Here is a 20,207-nt window from a genome sequence, read left to right on the forward strand (position 1 = left end):
TCTCTTTGTTGTTAATTGTAAACACCTTTAATGTGTCGTTTAAAGGGGGGAATCTTATTTTATTGAAATCTTGGTATGCTATATCTGTTATGTTTCTTCATTTATTATAACTAATACCCTTTTATCTGTTATAAATAAGTAGTCATTCGATTTTTTTGTAAAGAAGCTAAGAAGACCCAGTATTTGATATTCCCAAAATGAAATTTCAGTTTTCTTTTTGATTTTAACTATTACCTCTTCATTTTGAAACCTCTTCAGACTTATGATAGTATTTCTTTTAGTTTTTCAACCATTCTATAAACATCTTCAAAGGTATTGTATAATGGTACAGGAGCGCAACGTATTACATCTGGTTCACGCCAGTCTGTAATAATATGAGCTTCTGTTAATTTTTTATGTAAAGATTTGTCTGAATCTTGAACTTGTATAGACAATTGGCAACCTCGCTCTTTTGGATTGGAAGGTGTGATAATTTTAATTTTATCGTTATTTAAACCTTTTAACAAGAATTCAAAATAGCCTGTTAGTTTTTCTGATTTTTCACGAAGGGCTTTCATACCAACTTCTTCAAACATGTCTAAGGAAGCTTTTATTGCTGCCATAGATAGGATAGGAGGGTTGCTTAATTGCCATCCTTCTGCACCAGGAATTATATCTAATGGTTGACGCATATTAAATCGTGTAGATTTATTATGACTCCACCATCCAGCGAATTTCTTTAGTTCTTTATTATGTGCGTGTTTTTCATGAACAAAAAGTCCACCCAAACTTCCAGGTCCAGAGTTTAGGTATTTATAGGTGCACCATGCAGCAAAGTCAATTCCTGAATCATGTAACTCTAACGGTACATTTCCTGCTCCGTGAGCTAGGTCTATTCCAACCATACAGTTTTTTGCATGTCCAATTTCAGCAATACGTTTTAAGTCTAAATATTGTCCGGTGTAATAATTTACGCCTCCAATAAGAAGTAAGGCAATTTCGTCACCCTGTTCTTCTAGTATGGTCTCTAAGTCTTCTATATTTAAAAGATCTTCTCCTTTTCGTGGTTTCCATTCTATTAAACCTTCATCAGCATCAAATCCATGAAAATTTAATTGTGTTTGTACTGCATATCTATCACTAGGAAAAGCATCGCTTTCAATTACAATTTTATATTTTTTCTTGGTTGGTTGGTAAAAACTTACCATTAACAAATGCAGGTTGGTAGTAAGTGTATTCATTACAACTACCTCTATAGGTTTTGCCCCAACAATCTTAGCCATAGACTCGGTTAAGAATTCGTGGTATGGCATCCAAGGGTTTTTTGCTTCAAAATGACCTTCAACTCCAAGGTTTGCCCAGTCATTAAGTTCTTGTTGTATATAATCTTGCGTAGCTTTTGGCTGTAAGCCTAAGGAGTTTCCTGTGAAATATAACCAATCATTTCCATCTTTATCTTTTGGGATATGGAACTGATTTCTGTAGTGTGATAAAGTGTCGTTTTTGTCTTGTTCCTTAGCGTAATCAAGACCTTCAGTATAGTTGGTCAAAGTGAATTTGTTTTTTGGTTTCCAACAAAAATAAGAATTTTATTTTAGGAATACGGGAAGAAATAGAGAACAAAAAAACGCCTTATAAACAATTTTATAAGGCGTTTTTGATATATATAGACACAATACTATTATAGTATTGCGGACGATTACTATATATACGTATAGAAGTGGTGTTTTGGATGTTTTGAAATGAACTTTTATATATAATCTTATTTTTGATGTTTTTCCTTTAGAACTTCAGGCATTTTGGCTTGGAAACGTTTTAGCCTTGGAATGGATACTCCTTGTATATAGCTGTTTTCCGGGTGTAGCTTTTCATAATTTTGATGATATTCTTCTGCTACCCAGAATTTCTGAAAAGGATATACTTCTGCAGCAATCGGCTTGCCTAGCTTATTAGCTAGAGCTTTTTTCTTTTGTAAAATGATTTCTTTTTGTTTTTCATTTTGATAAAAAATAATAGAGCGATACTGTGATCCGTGATCTGGTCCTTGTCCGTTAAATTGGGTCGGGTTTTGAGAGGCGAAATACACATCTACTAACGTGCTAAAGCTTATGATTTTTGGATTGTAAATTACTTCGACAGCTTCAGCATGTCCGGTTTGACCTGTGTTGCTTGATTCGTATGTAGGGTTTTTAGTGTGACCACCTGCATAACCGGAAATGGCCTCTTCTACGCCTTTTACGCTTTCGTAAATTGCTTCTACACACCAGAAGCATCCGCTAGCGAAGTGGGCTTTTGCTTTTCCGTTCTCTGTAGCAACCTGTACGGGTTCTGACTGTATAATGGATTCTTGCTCTAAATTAGGTTGCGCATTGTTTTTACAACTGAACATTAAAACTAGAACAAAGGTTGTGATTAAGGTTTTATGAACTCTCATAGGGTGTAATTATTAAGTTAGTCAAAGGTTAATAGGTTTTCTTAGGCTTAGAACTAAAAAAGCCTTTACAAGTTATGTAAAGGCTTTTAAATATATTTAAAAAGTTGGACTAAAGTTTAGCAAACAGTTTTTCCATTTTTTCTCTTTGTTCATCTGCTAAAGCAGGATCTACTAAAATACGACCACTATGTTCATCTGTGATGATTTTTTTACGAGCAGCTATTTCTACTTGTACTTGTGGTGGAATTGTAAAGTAAGAACCTCCAGCAGCACCTCTTTCGATTGGTACAACCGCTAAACCATTCTTTACGTTTGTTCTAATTCTAGTATAGGCAGAAACTAAACGCTCTTCGATAGAATTTTTATATTCTTCCGATTTTTTGATTAGCGCTTTTTCTTCTTTTTCCGTTTCAGCTAAAATAGCATTTAATTCACCTTGTTTGTGTTTTAAATGTGTTTCGCGTTCTTTACAACGGCCTTTAGTTTCAGCAATTACTTCTTTCTTTTGCTCTATTTGAGCTTTGAATTCTTTAATATGCTTTTCTGCTAATTCGATTTCTAATTCTTGAAATTCAATTTCTTTTGATAACGAATTGAATTCTCTGTTATTTCTAACATTTTCTTGTTGTTCAGCGTATTTTTTAATTAAAGCTTTTGCTTCTTCAATTAAATTTTTCTTATCACTGATGTCATTATTAACAGCATCTAAACTTAACTCAAGTTTTTCTAATCTTGTATTTAAACCAGCAACTTCATCTTCTAAATCGCGAACTTCTAGTGGAAGCTCTCCACGTACATTTCTTATTTCGTCTATACGAGAGTCTATGAGTTGTAAATCATACAATGCTCTTAATCGCTCTTCTACAGTTACTTCTTTCTTTTTTGCCATACTTTAAAAATATTGAACAGGATTGGTGTTTGTCTTTGATAAAACGATTGCAAAATTAGTAATTTTTTTTGTAAGATGCGCTACTAAACCATTTTTTGTGTACTGTTCGCTCTCATAATGACCAATATCTGCTAAAACAATGCTGTTTTCTGCAGTAAAAAAGTCATGATATTTTAAATCTGAAGTTACTAATATATCTGCTCCTAAGGCTTTTGCAGCAGAAATAGCAAAACTACCAGACCCACCTAGAACAGCAACTTTTTTAATGTTTTTGTTGCGTAATTTTGAATGTCTGATGCAAGGGGTGTGCATTTTCGTTTTTAAATATTGTAAGAATTCTGTCTCCTTTATTGGGTTCTCTAACTCGCCTATCATTCCGATTCCTATATGTTGGTTGGTGTTTTCTAGGCTTATAATTTCATAGGCAACTTCTTCGTACGGATGTGCACTAAAAAGTGCTTTTAGGATAGAGGATTCTGCATGTTTTGCAAAGGTTACAGTGATTTGTGTTTCGGTTTCGTGATGTATTTTTCCCTTTTCACCAATTACAGGATTAGAATGCTCATTGCCTTTAAAGGTGCCAATTCCTTCGGTATTAAAGCTACAATTACTATAATTCCCTATGTTTCCTGCGCCAGCATTAAATAGCGCTTCTCGGATATTTTCTGCATCTTTTATAGGTGCAAAAGTGGTGAGTTTTTTAATGGTTTGTTTTTGCGGAATTAAAATATTTTGGTTTTTTAATTCTAATTTTTCGCAAATCATATGGTTTACACCTTGCCACGAATTATCTAATGCCGTGTGCATAGAGTAAATAGCTATATCGTTTTTAATAGCTTTCAATACCACACGTTCTACATAGGTTTTACCTGTAAGTTTTTTTAATCCTTTGAAGATTATTGGATGAAAACTAACAATCATATTGCAATTTTCTTGTATTGCCTCATCAACAACTTCTTCTAAAGTGTCTAATGTTACCAAAACCCCTGTTACTTTAGTGTTTTTATCGCCTACTAGGAGACCAACATTGTCAAAGTCTTCAGCGTAAGCTAAAGGAGAAAGTTCTTCTAAGTGATTAATAACATCTTGAACAAGCATTTTTTTAATTTTTAGTTTTCAAACAAATATAAAATATTTAGCTTCATTTTTCTGCCTATATTCATTTAATGTTCCTTGAAAAGTCTATTGGTTTAAAAAAATATTATCTTCGATTTTTAAAAGTTATCTAAACCTTTTCGATTTCGATTATATGAAAATACTACGATATATTTTGTTTCCTTTTGTACCGATTTACTATATAGTTACTTGGTTGCGAAATGTGTTTTTTGATAAGGGTTTACTGAAGTCTAAATCTTATGATTTTCCTGTTATTTGTGTGGGGAATTTAAGTGTAGGAGGAACAGGAAAAACACCTATGATTGAGTATTTAATTCGTTTGCTTAAAGACGAAAAGCGTATAGCAACACTTAGTCGCGGGTATAAACGAAGCTCGAAGGGTTTTTATTTGGCCGATGCAAATGCTAATGCAAGTGAGTTGGGAGATGAGCCATTTCAGTTTTACAGAAAATTCCATACAGAAATTCAGGTTGCTGTTGATGCCGATAGACAAAATGGTATTGCTAATTTAATGCAGCAAAAAGAAGCTCCAGAGCTTGTGCTGCTAGATGATGCTTTTCAGCATAGAAAAGTGAAAGCGGGATTTAATATATTGCTTAGTACCTATCAAGATTTGTATACAGACGATTGGGTGTTGCCAACGGGTAATTTACGTGAACCTAGAGCAGGGGCAAAGAGAGCTAATATTATTGTGGTAACTAAATGTCCGTTGGATTTAAGTGCTTCAGAAAAAGCGCGAATAATTAAGAAGATTAATCCCAAGCCTTATCAAGATGTTTTCTTTAGTTTTATTCAATATGGGAATGAAGTTGTTTCCGAAGAAAATAAAATGGCAATGGACTCTTTAGAAGAATTTACGTTAGTTACGGGGATTGCAAATGCAAGTCCTTTCGTGCATCATTTGAAATCAAAAAATCTGCAGTTTGAGCACTTAAACTTTTCAGATCATTATGATTATACAGTGGAAGATATTGAGCTTTTTAAGGAGAAATCTTTAATTATTACTACAGAAAAAGATTATGTAAGGCTACTTCAATATCCGGATTTGAAAGGTAAAGTGTATTATTTACCAATAGTTATTGAACTAGATAATCCTGCAGTGTTTAATAAGAAGGTTATTGATTTTGTTGCGATTTAAACATACTGTTTTTTTGCCCCATTAAAGCTTTGAATAATTTGCTTTCAAAATCTTCTTGCTTAAATGGTTTTGAGATAATATCGTTAAAGCCTGCATCTTCAAATTCTGGCATTCTATCTTCGATAGTAACAGCTGTTAATGCAAAAATAGTAAGGTCTTTATTGAAGGATCTTATCATTTTTGTTGCTTCAAGTCCGCTTATTCCAGGCATGTGGATATCCATTAATACAACATCGTAATCTATTTCTTGAACTTTTTCAACAGCACTTTCACCGTTATCAACAATATCACAACCAAGATTCATTTTACTTAAAATCTTTTTAGTAATCATTTGGTTGATTTTATTGTCTTCTACTACCAATATTTTAATTTTATCTAAGTCTATCTCATCTATAGATTTAAACTCTTGTTTGCCTTTTTTCTCTTCAATAATATCATCTGTGTGCTTTAACGGAAGTTCAAAAGTGAAAGTGGAGCCTTTTCCTAATTCACTTTCTAAATATATTTTTCCTTGTAAAATATCAATTAAACCTTTGACAATAGAAAGACCTAGCCCAGTTCCTCCGTACTTTCGGTTGATTTGAATAGAGCCTTGCGAAAAACTCTCGAACATATGCTCTTGTTTTTCGTAACTTATTCCAATACCGTTGTCTTCAATTTCAAACTTTACGTAATAGTTGTTATGTGTGTTACTAATTTTCTTAACGCGAACCCAAATATCTCCGTCTTTTGTGAATTTAATAGAGTTACCAATTAAGTTTATTAGAATTTGAGATATTTTAAGTTGATCTGCATTAAAAGTATCCGGAAGTTCCTCGTCGTATTCGTAATGAATAGTAGTATTATTGTCTAATGCAGAATTGCGAAGCGCAGAAACAACATTTGCTACCTTCATTTTTAAATTAAAAACCTCAGGTTCTATCTCAACTTTGTTTGCTTCAATTTTATTTATTTGAAGAATATCATTAATAAAAGTTAACAGGTAATCGCCTGAAAATTTTAAAGATTTAAGGTGTTGTACTTGTTCTGGTTTAGGGTCTTCATCTAATAGCATACTGCTTAATCCTGTAACGGCGTACAGAGGAGTTCTTAGCTCATGTGTTACTGTAGAAAGGAAGTTTGCTTTAGTTTTTGAAGCCAATTCGGCCTTTTCTTTAGCAAGAAGAAGTTCTTTGTTTTTAAGCTGCAGCATATTGTTTGTTTTTAACCTAATTCGGTTGTTTTTGTAAAACGATAAGGTTAAAAGCGATAATATGGTGATTAATGCTACGCTTAGTATAGCGGTAAGTTTACTTAGGTTTTTAGAGTCTTGTAGTTCCACAAGATCTGCCGCTTGTTTTTTTTGGTATTCTGTCTGATTTTTTAATTGAAATTCCAAACGTTTTTCTGGAGACAAGCTTTGTCTTTTGACATTTAGTAGGGAGTCAGATAATTTTATGTGTTTTTTTAAGTAGGTATTGGCTTGTTTATAATTCTCGACATCTTGATATAATTCGCTTAAAACCAAAAAACCGTCACTTAATACATTGGAGAATTTGTTTGCTTGTGCTTCATTGGTACCCATTTCTGCTATTTCTATAGCTCTATCAAAATCCTTTGTTTTAGAGAATGCGATACCTTGCTGAATTTGTGCACTTGAAAGGATTTTTTTTAAGTTATATCTAGTCGATACGTTAATCGCTTTTTCTAAGTATAGCTGAGCGTTTTCAAAGTCCCCTAGAGCGATATAAGCTTTTCCTTGGTTTAAAGTTACTTCAGCAACAAATTCAAATAACTCTTCTTGTTCGAATATAACTTTTGAAGATTTAAAGTACTCTAAAGCAGTTTGGTACTCTTTTTTTGCATAATATACATTACCAAAAACCTTATAAGTTTCCGCTAAGTTTACTCTATCATTTACGTAGCGTTGCTTTGCTACAGCTTGCATGAGATGTTTTATAGCTTCGTCTAGTTCTTCAAATATATATTGGATTTTCCCTAGCTTAGAATGTATTAAGCCAATGCTTTTATTGTCGCCTATTGTAATTGCAATTGCAAGTGCACTTTCTAGATCTTTTTGTGCTTCAAAGTAGTTTTTGTTTTCAAGATTTATTTGAGCAAATTGAATATAATCACTTACATTTTTTTGTAGCGTAAGCTCATCTTGAGTAGTATTAACTTGGGAGAAAACACTGAAACTCAAAAACATTAAAATAACAAATATGAAGCTTTTGATTCGGAACATATATTACTAGGACATAAACAAATATAAATATTTATTCGCTAGCATCTATATTTTTGTGCTTAAATCCCTTATAAGGTTTATGATTCTGCTAGAGTAACCGGTTTCATTATCATACCAACCAATAATTTTTACCATATCACCAATGGTTGAGGTCATTTGAGCATCAAATATGCAAGAATGCGTGTTTCCTACTATATCTATGGAAACAATTGGATCCTCGGTGTACTCTAAAATTCCTTTATATTTTCCTTGTGCTGCTTTTTTAAACGCTTCGTTAATTTGTTCAATGCTTAGGTTTTTATTAACGTGCAAAGTAATATCTGTTAAAGAGCCGTTTGCAACTGGAACTCTAATTCCGCAACCACCAATAACATCTGCTAGATCTGGAAAAATCTTTGTTAAAGCCTTGGCAGCACCTGTTGTTGTAGGTACAATAGATTGTCCTGCGGCTCTTGCACGACGTAAATCTCTATGCGGTTGATCGTGTAAACTTTGATCCGTAGTATAAGAGTGTACCGTTGTAATATATGCTTGTTCAATACCGCAAAGTTCCTGCATAATAGCAATCATAGGTGCAGCATTATTGGTGGTACAGGAAGCATTAGATATTATTTTTTCGCTTCCATCTAGGATATGATCATTGACACCTAAAACAATTGTTTTTATAGAATCATCTGTTGGAGGAACACTAAGAATAACACGTTTTGCTCCGTTTTCTATATGGAAGTTTAAGCTTTCTTTATCCTTGAATTTTCCTGAAGCCTCAATAACGAAATCTACCTTATAAGGCTTCCAATTGATATCTTTAGGATGTGTATGGTTTAGTAGTGGAACTTTCCTGTTGTTTACAATAATATGATTTTCATCGGAAGAGATGTCTTCCTTAAAAATACCATGAATACTATCGTATTTTAATAAATGACTTAATGTTTTAGCATCTGCCAAGTCATTTATAGCAACAATTTGAATTTCAGGATTATTTTGTAGTAATCTAAAAACGCGTCTTCCAATTCTACCAAATCCGTTTAAAGCAACGTTAACCATTAGTTAATGTGTTTTTGTGCTTTGTAAGAAGAACGTACTAAAGCGCTACTTTCTACATGACGGAATCCTAGACCTAAACCTATTTCTTTGTATTCATCAAATTGCTCTGGGTTGATGAACTGTTTTACTGGTAAATGTTTTTTACTTGGTTGTAAGTATTGCCCAATAGTAACAACATCAACATCGTTGTCTCTTAAATCGTGTAAGGTTTCAATTACTTCTTCTCTTGTTTCACCAAGACCAAGCATGATTCCAGATTTTGTACGTCTTTGTCCTTGTTGCTTTAAATATTTTAAAACACCTAAACTTCTGTCGTATTTAGCCTGAATACGTACTTCACGAGTAAGTCTTCTAACGGTTTCAATATTATGAGATACTACTTCTGGGGCAACATCTATTATTCTGTCAATATGCTGTTCTATACCTTGAAAATCTGGGATAAGAGTTTCTAGAGTTGTTTCTGGATTCATCCTTCTAACAGATTTTACAGTTTCTGCCCACATGATGCTTCCCATGTCTTTTAAATCATCACGATCTACACTAGTTAAAACGGCATGTTTAATTTTCATGATTTTAATAGAACGAGCAACTTTTTCAGGTTCATCCCAGTCTACAGTTTCTGGTCTTCCCGTTTTTACCCCGCAAAATCCGCAAGAACGTGTACAAACATTACCAAGAATCATAAAGGTTGCAGTTCCTTCTCCCCAGCATTCACCCATATTAGGGCAACTACCCGAAGTACAAATAGTATTTAAGCTGTACTTATCTACTAGTCCGCGAAGTTCTGTGTATTTCTTTCCTGTTGGTAGTTTTACACGAAGCCATTTAGGTTTTTGTATTTTACCAGGTAATATATTAGAAGCTGTATCTGTATTCATCTAGTTTGCATTTTCTAATGGCAAAGATACAAAGTATTCTATAAAACTAATTGTATCGTAGCGGAAGTTACTGCTTCTTTTGAATAATCTCTGCCAATAATTTCTTAGCTCGTAATAGTTTTACTTTCACGTTATTTATTGGCTCATTAAGTTGGGCGGAGATTTCCTTATAGCTTAACTCTTGAAAATAGCGAAGGTTGATTACTTCTTGGTAATGCGGTTTCAGTTTTTTTATATCGCGAAGCAGCTTAGCTAAATTCTGTTCTGTAATTAGTTTGTCTTCTGCAGAAGGTGTTTCGTCTAGAATTTGAAAAACAGAGTTTTCATCATCTTTAGAAATTCTTGTGTTTATGGAGTTTTTTTCTTTCCGAAGAATATCTACATGGATGTTTTTAGAAATTGTAATCAGCCAAGTTTTAAACTTATAGTCGCTGTTATAGGTTTCAATTCTGTCAAAAGCTCTAGAAAAAGTTTGGATAGTTACGTCTTCAGCATCATTTTCATTCTGAATTCGTTTTAACTGAAAACCGTATACGTCATCCCAAAAGGTGTTTAATAAGAAATTAAATGCCTTTTGCTCGTTCTTTTTTGCTTGTTGAATGGCTTCTTCTATTTCCAAGTCTTAGGTTTTGCAATTAGATTTTTTATAAATATAGTTAATTGCATTCCAATTAAAAAAATCTCTAAAAACGGAAGGAAAAATATTAGGTCTTTTTCGTTTAGTTTTTTTGAAGTTTTACCAAAGATAATATAGAAAAATATAAGTCTTAAAGCTGTTAGTACTACTACGATTTCCCAGTTGAAGGTGCTAATAAGTAATGGGATTAATAAAAACCAAAATAGAAATTGCGAAATATAGAAAGCCACAAGCATGGCTCTATGTGCTGGTTTGTAATGTTTAGCAGTAGAAATATGTCTTCTCTTTTGCAGAATCCAATCTGAAAAAGTTGTTTTAGGACTTGAGATGGTAAAGCTTTTTTTAGAAAAAGCAATAGCGGTGTTTTCTTCTGTTGCTACTTGATTGATGAATAAATCATCGTCTCCAGAGCGTATTTGAATATGGCCTATAAAACCATTGGCATTAAAAAACTCTTCTTTAGTGTATGCTAAGTTTCTTCCAACTCCCATATATGGGATTCCTGCTTTAGCGAAAGAGAAATATTGCAGGGCAGTTAAAAGGGTTTCAAATCGGATTAATTTATTTAAAAATGAATTTTTCACTTTAGCATATGCTCCGTAGCCTAATACAACACTTTTTTTATCGTTAAAATGCGAACTCATATCTGCTAACCAATATTTAGAACTTGGTTTGCAATCGGCATCGGTGAAAAGTAGTAATTCGTGTTTAGAAGCTTTTATTCCAAGTGTTAATGCGTACTTTTTGTTTCCGTAGAAAGCTTCTGTAGGTCTTACGTTAACAATTTTAATGCAGTTGTGCTTTTCGGCAAACTCCTCCATGACATCTAAAGTTTCGTCATGAGAATTGTCGTTTATTAATACCACTTGAAAACCTGGGTATTCTTGAGATAGTATAAATGGAAGAAAGGTTCTTAAGTTTTCTGCTTCGTTTTTAGCGCAAACAATTACAGAAACAGGTTTGTTGTTGGCTGTTTCTTTGGTTGGTTTTAAAAACGCGAATTTTGAAAATATAAAAAGATAATATGCAATTTGAATACTTACTACAATTATAAAACTGTAGAAGATAATATTCAGTACTATCATGTAATCCTAAGAATGTTGAGGTTCGCTACAGTCTTTGTATTGTTCAGGAGTTTTACCACAAAATCCACAAGCTTCTCCGTCTTTGTTTAACATTGGGTTTTGGCTAGCGCAAGTACCAGCAAATTTGCCGTCTTTTTTAGACCAGATTTTTATTGCTATTCCTGCGATTGCTAAACCTAAAAGTACTAATGTAATTGCTAGTAGTTTCATGTGTGTATGCTTCTTGTGTTTATATATGCAAAGATACGATTTTTTAAGATATTGAAGAATAAAAAAGCCACGTTTTAAAACGTGGCTTTTACTGTGTTATGGATGTGTTACTTATTTTTTTAAGCTTATTTCTGCTACAGATTTATCAACAGAAGCTATTTTGTTTCCTCCTTTAGGCTCAATAGTTATGCTTAACCCAAGTGCGTTTTCAGCATAAGGTATTGGAACCAACTGGCTATCTGTTTCGTTTAAAATCCCTAGGCTTACCATTTTGTCTTGAACTTCTGCCCATATTTGGTAGCATTGTTCTTCTGGCAATTGTGGGAGCGAAACAACATCTATCATCGATGTTTTTTCAACAGGATTGATATAAGCAACGGTTTTTAAATTCTTTGCTCTTTCGTTTCCTGTAATGATATATTTTTGAGTTTCTGGGTTGTTAAGTTGTTTAAACTGATACATAATATCACTTAACAACTGATTGTTTTTTTCAATATCGCTACGTAAATCAAAAACTTCATCTGCAATTACGTTGTTTTCACGTAGTAAGTTTTGATTGTTTATGTAAAACATAATCGTAGAACCTGCAAAAACTAAAGCAGCTATACTTGCGGCAACGCCATACTTATACCAGAATTTTTGTTTTGGCTTACTTTGTAATGCGATTACGGGTTTATCGTCTAGCTCCTCTAATATATTGTCTAAAATATGTTTAGGGGCTTCAACAGCATTGCTCTTTGCAACAATCTCTAAGTTTTGCTGTAAGGTGTTGTAGGCATCTTCAACTTCAGGGTATTTAGAAATATAGGCTTCTACCTTTTCAGCTTCAGCCGGTGTGGTAGCACCTATTGTATATCTCTCTAATAGATCTGAATTTAAAAATGTAGTTATTTTTTCATTCATGACTTTTTCTTTTCTGGGTCGTAAATCTTTTTTAATTCACGTAATCCTATTTTTAATCTTGATTTAATGGTGCCAAGCGGAATATCTAATTCTTCACTTGCTTCTTGTTGTGTCATGCCCTCAAAAAAGAGTGCATTTATAACTATTTGATATTTTTCATCTATTGTTTTTAGATGGGTTTTAATATCAATAACGTCTTGATTTAAATCCTTGGCTTTTAATGTATATACGTTAGAACTTTCTATTTGGATTTCTTTTTGTCGCTTATTCGTTTGCGATCTAACTTTGTCTATTGCCGTGTTATATGCAATGCGGTATAGCCAAGTAAAAAGCTTTGCTTTTTTTGTGTCGTATGTTTTCCCTTTTTTCCAAACCTTGATAAATGTTTCTTGTAAAACATCTTGTGCTAAATCAGGGTCTGAAATGATTTTTAGTATAACACCATACAGAGAGTCTGAATAGTTTTCATACAGCAGCGTTATAGCTTTTTTGTCGCCATTTTTTAAAAAACCAACTATTTGTTCTTCAATTGCAGTACTCAAAAGATGTTAGGTTTTAGTGTTTAACTTATTTGTGTAGAGTAAAGTTACGTGTTTATTTTTAAAGCTAAATAATATTTACTTCAGCTTCGATAGAAATATTAAAGATTCGTTTTATGGTTTCTTGAATTAATTTTGAAAGATTTAATATGTCTGAGCCTTTAGCATTTCCATAATTAACTAAAACTAAGGCTTGGTTTTTATGAACGCCATAATCTCCGAAACGCTTTCCTTTAAAACCTGCTTTTTCAATGAGCCAACCTGCTGGAATTTTTATAGAGTCGGTGGAAACAGGATAATTAGGGATTTCAGGGAAATTTAATTTTAGACTGTTGAAATCTTCTATAGGAATAATTGGGTTTTTGAAAAAACTACCAGAATTACCAATTTCTTTTGGGTTTGGTAATTTGCTTTCGCGAATGGCAATTACAGCTTTAGAAATGTCTTGAATAGTAGGTGCTTCTACCTGCATATTTTCTAATTCTGTAGTGATGGCTCCGTATTGGGTGCGGAGTACATGGTTATTTTTTGTCAGCTTAAAAGTAACACTTGTAATTATGTATTTTCCTTTTAGTTCCTGTTTGAAAACAGAATTCCTGTAGTCGAAATTACATTCGTTATTGGTGAATGTTTTAGTTTTCAAAGTAGCTATTTCTAGAGCTTCGCAAGAAACAATCGTGTCTTTTACCTCTACACCATAGGCACCAATATTTTGGATTGGGGCAGTACCAACATTTCCTGGGATTAAAGACAGGTTTTCAATACCACCAAAATTATTTTGTAAACACCAAAGAACAAATTCGTGCCAGTTTTCTCCAGCATTTGCTTTAACTAAAACAGAGCTTTCATATTCAGAAATAATATTTATTCCTTTAATATTAATGTGCATTACTAATGCATCAATATCTTTGGTGAGAAGCATGTTGCTACCGCCACCAAGTATAAATCTATTAGGATACTCTGATAGTTGAAGTGTTTTTATTAAATCATCATTTGAAGATATAGATGCAAAGTGTTTTGCTTTTGCATCTATACCAAATGTGTTGTATTCTTTTAATGATATGTTGTGGTGTATTTGCACTAGTCTTTATAAACTTTTAATGCTTCTTTAATAATGTTTACTGCTTTGATAAGGCTTTCCTTTTTAAGTACGTAAGCAATACGAATTTGGTTTAAACCAACTCCAGGAGTCGAATAAAAACCAGCAGCTGGAGCAACCATTACTGTTTCGCCATTCACATCAAAATGCTCTAAAAGCCATTGTGCAAAATCATCACTGTTTTTAATAGGTAGTTGTACGATACAGTAAAAAGCACCTTTTGGTGTTGCTACCTGTACACCTTCAATTTTTTGTAATTCTGAAATTAGAATATTTCTTCTTTCAACATATTCTTCAATAACATCGTCAAAATAACTTTGTGGGGTTCCTAAGGCAGCTTCACTAGCAATTTGTGCTAGGGTTGGCGGACTTAATCTCGCTTGAGCAAATTTTAATGCAGTAGCAATAACTTCTTTGTTTCTAGAAACTAAACAGCCAATTCTTGCTCCACACATACTATAGCGTTTAGAAACAGAATCAATCATGATTGCGTGATCTTCTAAACCTTCTTCTTGCATGATAGAATAATGAGTAACTCCGTCATAAGCAAACTCTCTATATACTTCATCGGCAATTAAAAACAGGTTGTGTTTTTTAACTATAGCAGCAAGCTTTTTTATTTCATCCTTAGAATATAAATACCCGGTAGGGTTTCCTGGGTTGCAAATAAGAATTGCTTTAGTTTTAGGTGTAATTAATTTCTCAAACTCTTCAATAGGAGGTAAAGCAAAGTTGTTTTCAATTTTAGATATTACAGGAACAATGTTTATTCCTGAAGCAGTTGAAAAACCATTATAGTTTGCGTAAAAAGGTTCCGGAACAATAATTTCGTCATCTACATCCATGATGCTTCCAAAAGCAAAAAGTAGAGCTTCACTACCACCTGTAGTTACAATAATGTCATCGTGTTTTACGAAAATATCGTTCTTCTGATAGTAATTAGCAATCTTTACTCTGTATTCTTCAGAACCTTCAGATCTAGTATACGCTAAAACCTCTAGGGAGTGAATTTTAACAGCGTCTAATGCTATTTGTGGCGTCTTAATATCTGGTTGACCAATATTTAAATAATATATAGATTTTCCTTTTTTTGCAGCTTCTTCAGCAAAAGGAACTAGTTTTCTAATTGGCGATTGAGGCATCATTTGCCCTTTTCTTGAAATTCTTGGCATTGTATAAGTATTAGGCTGCAAATTTGCGAAAATTATATGAAAGTTTATTTAAAAAGCAGAACTAAATACCGATTTTAAAAAAAGAGTCGTACCTTGAAGGAAGAATCTTTTTCTTGATATATGAAAAAAGTAGTTTTTGTTCTTATATGCTTGTTTATCCTTCCTTTAGAAATCTTATCTCAGGGTAATTTCATCATACAAAACAAACGAAAAAGTGATAAGATTAGGTTTCAACTCATTAATAATTTAATGATTATCCCTGTGAAAGTAAATGGCGTAGAGATGTCGTTTATTTTAGATACCGGAGTTAGTAAAACCATTTTGTTTAATATTTTCAATTTAGAAGAAACTTTAAATATTAAAAACGCCCAAGAAATCGCAATTCGAGGTTTAGGTGAAGGAGCTTCGGTTGAAGCATTACATTCTAAAAATAACATTGTTGAAATTGGGGAAGCTTTAAATATAAATCAAGAATTATATGTGGTGTACAATTCCAATTTAAATTTTGCACCAAGGCTTGGGATTCCTATTCATGGCATCATAGGTTATGACTTTTTTAAAGATTTTGTGGTGGAAATATATTACTCTTCTAAAAGCCTCAAATTCCATGAACCCGAAAAATATAAATATTCCAACTGTAAAAAGTGCGAATCTGTTTTGTTGGATTTTCATAATAAAAAACCATACATAACTGTTTTAGTTACAATAGATGGACGAGAGATACCAGTGAAATTATTAATTGATTCTGGCGGAAGTGATTCTCTTTGGTTGTTTGAAGATGCCGAATTAGGTTTAATACCATCTGATAATAATTTTACCGATTTTTTGGGCTACGGTTTAAGTGGAAGTGTTTACGGAAAAAGAACAAGACTAAAGTCTTTATCTATTAATAACTTTGTTCTTGAAAATGTAAATGTAGCCTTTCCTGAAGATGCTTCTATATTATTTGCAAAGCAGCACGAAGCTAGAAACGGAAGCCTTGCAGGAAACATTTTAAAAAGATTTCATGTTGTTCTAGATTATGAAAAATCCTTAATTCGATTAAAAAAGAATAGGTTTTTTAAAGAGCATTTTAGCTATAATAAAAGTGGGATTGAATTAGAGCAAAATGGCATAAGGTTAGTAGCCGAGAAAAATAGTATTAGTAGATTACTAAGTTTAGATGACGGCAATGAGGTTGTGAAAAAAGGTGATGCCAGAGTGGTTTATGAAACGAATTATAAGCTATCTGTTAAACCTGCATTTACTATTATAGAATTACGTAAAGATTCACCAGCAGAAAGAGCAGGTTTAGAGGTGGGCGATATTATTTTAAAGATAAATAATAAAGAATCCTTTCAGTTTAGTTTGCAAGAATTAACGCATTATTTTTACGGAAAGGAAGGTGATAGAATTCGATTAAAAGTAGAACGCTTAGGTGAAATCTTAGATTTTGAATTTAAACTAGAAAGTTTATTGTAATAAAAAAAGGTTGTTTACTATGTTAGCAAACAACCCTTTTTATATAGAGAATAGAAAATTATTTTTCCATTACACTTTTCTTTCTTTTTTCTAAAACGCTTGTTTTATCTGGGTTAATTACTTCCCCCTTGATTTTTAAAGCTACCGTTGGTGTTTCTGCATTAGAAAGAACTGTAATTGTTTTTCTAATTGGCATTACACGGTTTGTGTCATATTTTACTTGAATCTCTCCAGTTTCTCCAGGCATAATTGGTCCTTCTGGTTTTTTAGGAACCGTACAACCACAACTAGAGTTTACTTTAGAGATAATAAGAGGAGCGTCTCCAGTGTTTGTGAACTCAAAAGTTCTAACGCCGTCAGCACCTTTTTCAATAGTACCGTAGTCTACAGTAGTTTCTTTAAATTCAATCTTAGCTACTTTTTCTTGAGCGTTAATGGATAAACTGAATATCCCGATAAATAAAATTGTAATTAAATGTTTCATCATTTTAAATTTAATTGTTATTTCATAAAATGCATCGTCTTGTAATTTAAGGTTTTGCATTTTTTGATTTATAATCTGATTGTAAATTTACTTACTTTTTATACATTCTACAAAATTATTAGAAGTATTACAGTAATTAAGTTTCTCTAAACTTTTACGCTGAAGTTACATTAACCTCTATTAATATTTTTCAAAATATAAATTATAAGTACTTTTGTATGATATTATCATTCAAAAACTATTCCAAAGTATGAACATTCCATCAAAATATGATGCAAATAGTGTAGAAAGCAAGTGGTACAGCTACTGGTTAGAGAATAAATATTTTCATTCTACACCAGACGAAAGAGAACCTTATACCATTGTAATTCCTCCGCCAAACGTTACGGGAGTCTTACATATGGGGCATATGCTTAATAATACTATTCAAGATGTTTTAATCCGTCGTGCTAGATTATTAGGTAAAAATGCTTGTTGGGTACCGGGAACAGATCACGCATCTATTGCTACAGAAGCAAAAGTTGTAGCAAAATTAAAAGAACAAGGAATAGATAAAAACGATTTAACTCGTGATGAATTTTTATCTCATGCTTGGGATTGGACAAATGAATACGGAGGTGTAATCCTAGAGCAACTTAAAAAACTAGGATGTTCTTGCGATTGGGATAGAACGAAATTTACTATGGATGACGATATGTCTGAAGCAGTAATCAAGGTGTTCGTTGATTTGTATGAAAAAGGATTGATTTATAGGGGTTACCGTATGGTAAACTGGGATCCGGAAGCAAAAACAACCCTTTCTGATGAAGAGGTAATCCACGAAGAGCGTCAAGGTAACCTATATTATATCAATTATAAAATAGAAGGAAGCGACGATACTTTAACAATTGCGACTACAAGACCAGAAACTATTTTTGGAGATACTGCAATTTGTATCAATCCGGAAGACGAACGTTTTGCTCAATTACGTGGAAAGAAAGCAATAGTGCCAATTTGTAATCGTGTAATACCGATTATAGAAGATGAATATGTAGATGTAGAGTTTGGTACTGGTTGTTTAAAAGTTACTCCAGCGCATGACGAGAATGATAAAAACCTTGGGGATAAACACCAATTAGAAGTTATAGATATTTTTCATGAGGACGCTACTTTAAATAGCTTCGGATTACAATTTGAAGGTCAAGATCGTTTTGTGGCAAGAAAAAATGTCGCTAAAGAATTAGAAGCATTAGGTGTTTTAGTAAAAACCGAAACACATTTAAATAAGGTAGGAACTTCAGAACGTACCAAAGCTGTTATCGAGCCTAGGTTAAGCGATCAGTGGTTCTTAAAAATGGAAGATCTTGTAAAACCAGCTATTAAAGCAGTTTTAGGGGAAGATGCAGAAATTAAACTGTTTCCAAAGAAATTCGAAAATACCTACCGTCACTGGATGGAGAATATCCGTGATTGGAATATTTCTCGTCAGTTACTTTGGGGGCAACAAATTCCTGCGTATTTCTACGGCGAAGGAAAAGAAGATTTTGTAGTTGCAGAAAACATCGAATTAGCTCTTGAAAAAGCTAAAAAAGCAACCAATAATCCAGATTTAAAAGCATCGGACTTAAATCAAGATACAGATGCTTTAGATACTTGGTTCTCTTCTTGGTTATGGCCAATGTCGGTTTTTGACGGAATAAGAAATCCCGAAAACGAAGAAATAAAATATTACTACCCTACTAATGATTTAGTAACAGGACCAGACATTCTTTTCTTCTGGGTTGCTCGTATGATTATTGCAGGTTACGAATATAAAGACCAAAAACCTTTTAATAATGTGTATTTAACAGGATTGGTTCGTGATAAGCAAAGACGTAAAATGAGTAAGTCTCTTGGTAATTCACCAGATGCTTTAAAACTTATTGAAGATTATGGAGCAGACGGTGTTCGTGTAGGTTTACTACTGAGTTCAGCTGCAGGAAACGATTTGATGTTTGACGAAGCGCTTTGTCAACAAGGAAAAGGATTAGGAAACAAAATATGGTCTGCTTTCTATCTTACAAACTTATGGGAAGTAGCAGATATCCAACAACCGCAATCCAGTAAAATTGCTATAGAGTGGTTTGAAGCAAAATTCCAAAAAGCACTTGTTGAAATTGAAGATCACTTTAGTAAATATCGTTTAAGCGATGCTTTAATGGCTATTTATAAACTTATTTATGATGATTTTGCATCTTGGTTATTAGAAATTGTTAAACCAGCATACCAACAGCCAATTGATGTGAAAACATATAATTCTGTAATAGCAAATTTTGAAGATATATTAAAAATACTTCATCCGTTTATGCCGTTTATTACTGAAGAAATTTGGCAAACTATTGCAGAAAGAACGCCAGAAGAAGCTTTAATTGTAGCAACATGGCCAAAAGCTAAACCTATTAACGAAACTATAATTTCTCAGTTTGAATTCACGCAAGAAGTAGTTTCAGGAATTAGAACCATTAGAAAAGAAAAAAATATTGCTTTTAAAGATGCGATTGGTTTTTCTGTAATAAATAATGAAAACACAGAAGCAACTTTCGATGCTGTAATTCAGAAATTAGGAAACCTAGAAAGTGTAGACTATGTTTCTGAAGCTGTAGAAGGCGCTTTAACTTTCAGAGTAAAATCTAATGAGTATTTTATTCCAATGGTTGGAGCAATAGATGTAGAAGCTGAAATTAAGAAGTTAACAGAAGAATTAAATTATACCGAAGGCTTCTTGAAATCTGTTCAAAAGAAGCTATCTAATGAAAGATTTGTTGCAGGAGCTCCAGAGCAAGTAATTGCAAACGAGCGTAAAAAAGAAGCGGATGCTTTAGCGAAAATTGAAACACTTAAAACTAGTTTAGCTAGTTTAAAATAAAACGCAAACCCACAGACTTACCTCAAGTTTG

Annotated in this window: 18 protein-coding genes; 3 read left to right on the plus strand and 15 right to left on the minus strand. The window is 32.9% G+C overall.

Translation table 11 applies throughout. From position 1 onward, the window contains the following. Positions 1-260: 260 nt before the first annotated feature. The 4 genes from kynU to DU428_RS05275 form a co-directional block, all read right to left on the minus strand. Positions 261-1,529 (minus strand): kynureninase, encoded by a 1,269-nt coding sequence (gene kynU, locus DU428_RS05260; RefSeq protein WP_113966260.1) that lies wholly within the window; start codon positions 1,527-1,529, stop codon positions 261-263. Positions 1,530-1,741: 212 nt separating this feature from the next. Further along, positions 1,742-2,413 carry a peptide-methionine (S)-S-oxide reductase MsrA gene (msrA, locus tag DU428_RS05265; protein ID WP_113966261.1) on the minus strand — a complete coding sequence of 224 codons (672 nt, stop codon included), beginning with the start codon at positions 2,411-2,413 and terminating at the stop codon, positions 1,742-1,744. 109 nt (positions 2,414-2,522) lie between these two features. After that, positions 2,523-3,302: a zinc ribbon domain-containing protein gene (locus DU428_RS05270; protein ID WP_072349866.1), complete on the minus strand. Its 780-nt coding sequence runs from the start codon at positions 3,300-3,302 to the stop codon at positions 2,523-2,525. A gap of 3 nt (positions 3,303-3,305) precedes the next feature. Further along, a complete protein-coding gene (locus DU428_RS05275) occupies positions 3,306-4,400 on the minus strand; it encodes a Nif3-like dinuclear metal center hexameric protein (protein ID WP_113966262.1) in 1,095 nt (364 codons plus the stop codon). Positions 4,401-4,551: 151 nt separating this feature from the next. On the opposite strand from DU428_RS05275, the gene lpxK reads away from it, so the two are divergent. After that, positions 4,552-5,556, plus strand: coding sequence for a tetraacyldisaccharide 4'-kinase (lpxK, locus tag DU428_RS05280; RefSeq protein ID WP_113966263.1), 1,005 nt, complete (start codon positions 4,552-4,554; stop codon positions 5,554-5,556). Here lpxK and DU428_RS05285 read toward each other — a convergent pair. The 10 genes from DU428_RS05285 to DU428_RS05330 all read right to left on the minus strand — a co-directional run bounded on the left by DU428_RS05285 (position 5,534) and on the right by DU428_RS05330 (position 15,347). Continuing rightward, the gene (locus DU428_RS05285; protein WP_072349863.1) at positions 5,534-7,780 is read right to left on the minus strand and encodes an ATP-binding response regulator; all 2,247 of its coding nucleotides are present in this window, start codon (positions 7,778-7,780) and stop codon (positions 5,534-5,536) included. The genes lpxK and DU428_RS05285 overlap by 23 nt on opposite strands. Before the next feature lie 45 nt (positions 7,781-7,825). Further along, positions 7,826-8,824, minus strand: a complete 999-nt coding sequence (gene gap / locus DU428_RS05290) for a type I glyceraldehyde-3-phosphate dehydrogenase (protein WP_072349862.1) — start codon at positions 8,822-8,824, stop codon at positions 7,826-7,828. Continuing rightward, entirely contained in the window at positions 8,824-9,702 is an 879-nt protein-coding gene (lipA, locus tag DU428_RS05295; RefSeq protein ID WP_072349861.1) for a lipoyl synthase, read from the minus strand. Before lipA ends, gap begins: the two co-directional genes overlap by 1 nt. 67 nt (positions 9,703-9,769) lie before the next feature. Next, the gene (locus DU428_RS05300) at positions 9,770-10,321 is read right to left on the minus strand and encodes an RNA polymerase sigma factor (protein ID WP_072349860.1); all 552 of its coding nucleotides are present in this window, start codon (positions 10,319-10,321) and stop codon (positions 9,770-9,772) included. Beyond that, positions 10,312-11,424 carry a glycosyltransferase gene (locus DU428_RS05305; protein WP_072349859.1) on the minus strand — a complete coding sequence of 371 codons (1,113 nt, stop codon included), beginning with the start codon at positions 11,422-11,424 and terminating at the stop codon, positions 10,312-10,314. Before DU428_RS05305 ends, DU428_RS05300 begins: the two co-directional genes overlap by 10 nt. A gap of 6 nt (positions 11,425-11,430) precedes the next feature. After that, the gene (locus DU428_RS05310; RefSeq protein WP_072349858.1) at positions 11,431-11,634 is read right to left on the minus strand and encodes a membrane or secreted protein; all 204 of its coding nucleotides are present in this window, start codon (positions 11,632-11,634) and stop codon (positions 11,431-11,433) included. A gap of 111 nt (positions 11,635-11,745) precedes the next feature. Next, complete coding sequence (locus DU428_RS05315; RefSeq protein WP_072349857.1) at positions 11,746-12,537, minus strand: anti-sigma factor; 792 nt, start codon at positions 12,535-12,537, stop codon at positions 11,746-11,748. After that, the gene (locus tag DU428_RS05320) at positions 12,534-13,079 is read right to left on the minus strand and encodes an RNA polymerase sigma factor (RefSeq protein ID WP_072349856.1); all 546 of its coding nucleotides are present in this window, start codon (positions 13,077-13,079) and stop codon (positions 12,534-12,536) included. The genes DU428_RS05315 and DU428_RS05320 overlap by 4 nt, the downstream gene beginning before the upstream one ends. A 64-nt stretch (positions 13,080-13,143) precedes the next feature. Then, positions 13,144-14,157, minus strand: a complete 1,014-nt coding sequence (murB, locus tag DU428_RS05325) for a UDP-N-acetylmuramate dehydrogenase (RefSeq protein WP_072349855.1) — start codon at positions 14,155-14,157, stop codon at positions 13,144-13,146. After that, positions 14,157-15,347: a pyridoxal phosphate-dependent aminotransferase gene (locus DU428_RS05330; RefSeq protein WP_072349854.1), complete on the minus strand. Its 1,191-nt coding sequence runs from the start codon at positions 15,345-15,347 to the stop codon at positions 14,157-14,159. Before DU428_RS05330 ends, murB begins: the two co-directional genes overlap by 1 nt. A 120-nt stretch (positions 15,348-15,467) precedes the next feature. On the opposite strand from DU428_RS05330, the gene DU428_RS05335 reads away from it, so the two are divergent. Further along, positions 15,468-16,808, plus strand: a complete 1,341-nt coding sequence (locus tag DU428_RS05335; protein ID WP_113966264.1) for an aspartyl protease family protein — start codon at positions 15,468-15,470, stop codon at positions 16,806-16,808. A gap of 58 nt (positions 16,809-16,866) precedes the next feature. On the opposite strand, the gene DU428_RS05340 is transcribed toward DU428_RS05335, so the two are convergent. Beyond that, on the minus strand, positions 16,867-17,292 hold the full coding sequence (locus tag DU428_RS05340) for a DUF1573 domain-containing protein (RefSeq protein ID WP_072350016.1): 426 nt from the start codon (positions 17,290-17,292) through the stop codon (positions 16,867-16,869). A gap of 250 nt (positions 17,293-17,542) precedes the next feature. On the opposite strand from DU428_RS05340, the gene DU428_RS05345 reads away from it, so the two are divergent. Continuing rightward, positions 17,543-20,176 carry a valine--tRNA ligase gene (locus DU428_RS05345; protein ID WP_113966265.1) on the plus strand — a complete coding sequence of 878 codons (2,634 nt, stop codon included), beginning with the start codon at positions 17,543-17,545 and terminating at the stop codon, positions 20,174-20,176. Positions 20,177-20,207: the final 31 nt, after the last annotated feature.

This window comes from Oceanihabitans sediminis (genome assembly GCF_003337215.1).
GTDB lineage: Bacteria > Bacteroidota > Bacteroidia > Flavobacteriales > Flavobacteriaceae > Oceanihabitans > Oceanihabitans sediminis.

Excerpts from the sequence above, each read along its gene's own strand:
- msrA (WP_113966261.1), bottom strand. The coding sequence starts at position 2,413 with ATGAGAGTTCATAAAACCTTAATCACAACCTTTGTTCTAGTTTTAATG.
- DU428_RS05270 (WP_072349866.1), bottom strand. The coding sequence starts at position 3,302 with ATGGCAAAAAAGAAAGAAGTAACTGTAGAAGAGCGATTAAGAGCATTG.
- DU428_RS05275 (WP_113966262.1), bottom strand. The coding sequence starts at position 4,400 with ATGCTTGTTCAAGATGTTATTAATCACTTAGAAGAACTTTCTCCTTTA.
- lpxK (WP_113966263.1), top strand. The coding sequence starts at position 4,552 with ATGAAAATACTACGATATATTTTGTTTCCTTTTGTACCGATTTACTAT.
- DU428_RS05285 (WP_072349863.1), bottom strand. The coding sequence starts at position 7,780 with ATGTTCCGAATCAAAAGCTTCATATTTGTTATTTTAATGTTTTTGAGT.
- gap (WP_072349862.1), bottom strand. The coding sequence starts at position 8,824 with ATGGTTAACGTTGCTTTAAACGGATTTGGTAGAATTGGAAGACGCGTT.
- lipA (WP_072349861.1), bottom strand. The coding sequence starts at position 9,702 with ATGAATACAGATACAGCTTCTAATATATTACCTGGTAAAATACAAAAA.
- DU428_RS05305 (WP_072349859.1), bottom strand. The coding sequence starts at position 11,424 with ATGATAGTACTGAATATTATCTTCTACAGTTTTATAATTGTAGTAAGT.
- DU428_RS05310 (WP_072349858.1), bottom strand. The coding sequence starts at position 11,634 with ATGAAACTACTAGCAATTACATTAGTACTTTTAGGTTTAGCAATCGCA.
- DU428_RS05315 (WP_072349857.1), bottom strand. The coding sequence starts at position 12,537 with ATGAATGAAAAAATAACTACATTTTTAAATTCAGATCTATTAGAGAGA.
- DU428_RS05330 (WP_072349854.1), bottom strand. The coding sequence starts at position 15,347 with ATGCCAAGAATTTCAAGAAAAGGGCAAATGATGCCTCAATCGCCAATT.
- DU428_RS05335 (WP_113966264.1), top strand. The coding sequence starts at position 15,468 with ATGAAAAAAGTAGTTTTTGTTCTTATATGCTTGTTTATCCTTCCTTTA.
- DU428_RS05340 (WP_072350016.1), bottom strand. The coding sequence starts at position 17,292 with ATGAAACATTTAATTACAATTTTATTTATCGGGATATTCAGTTTATCC.
- DU428_RS05345 (WP_113966265.1), top strand. The coding sequence starts at position 17,543 with ATGAACATTCCATCAAAATATGATGCAAATAGTGTAGAAAGCAAGTGG.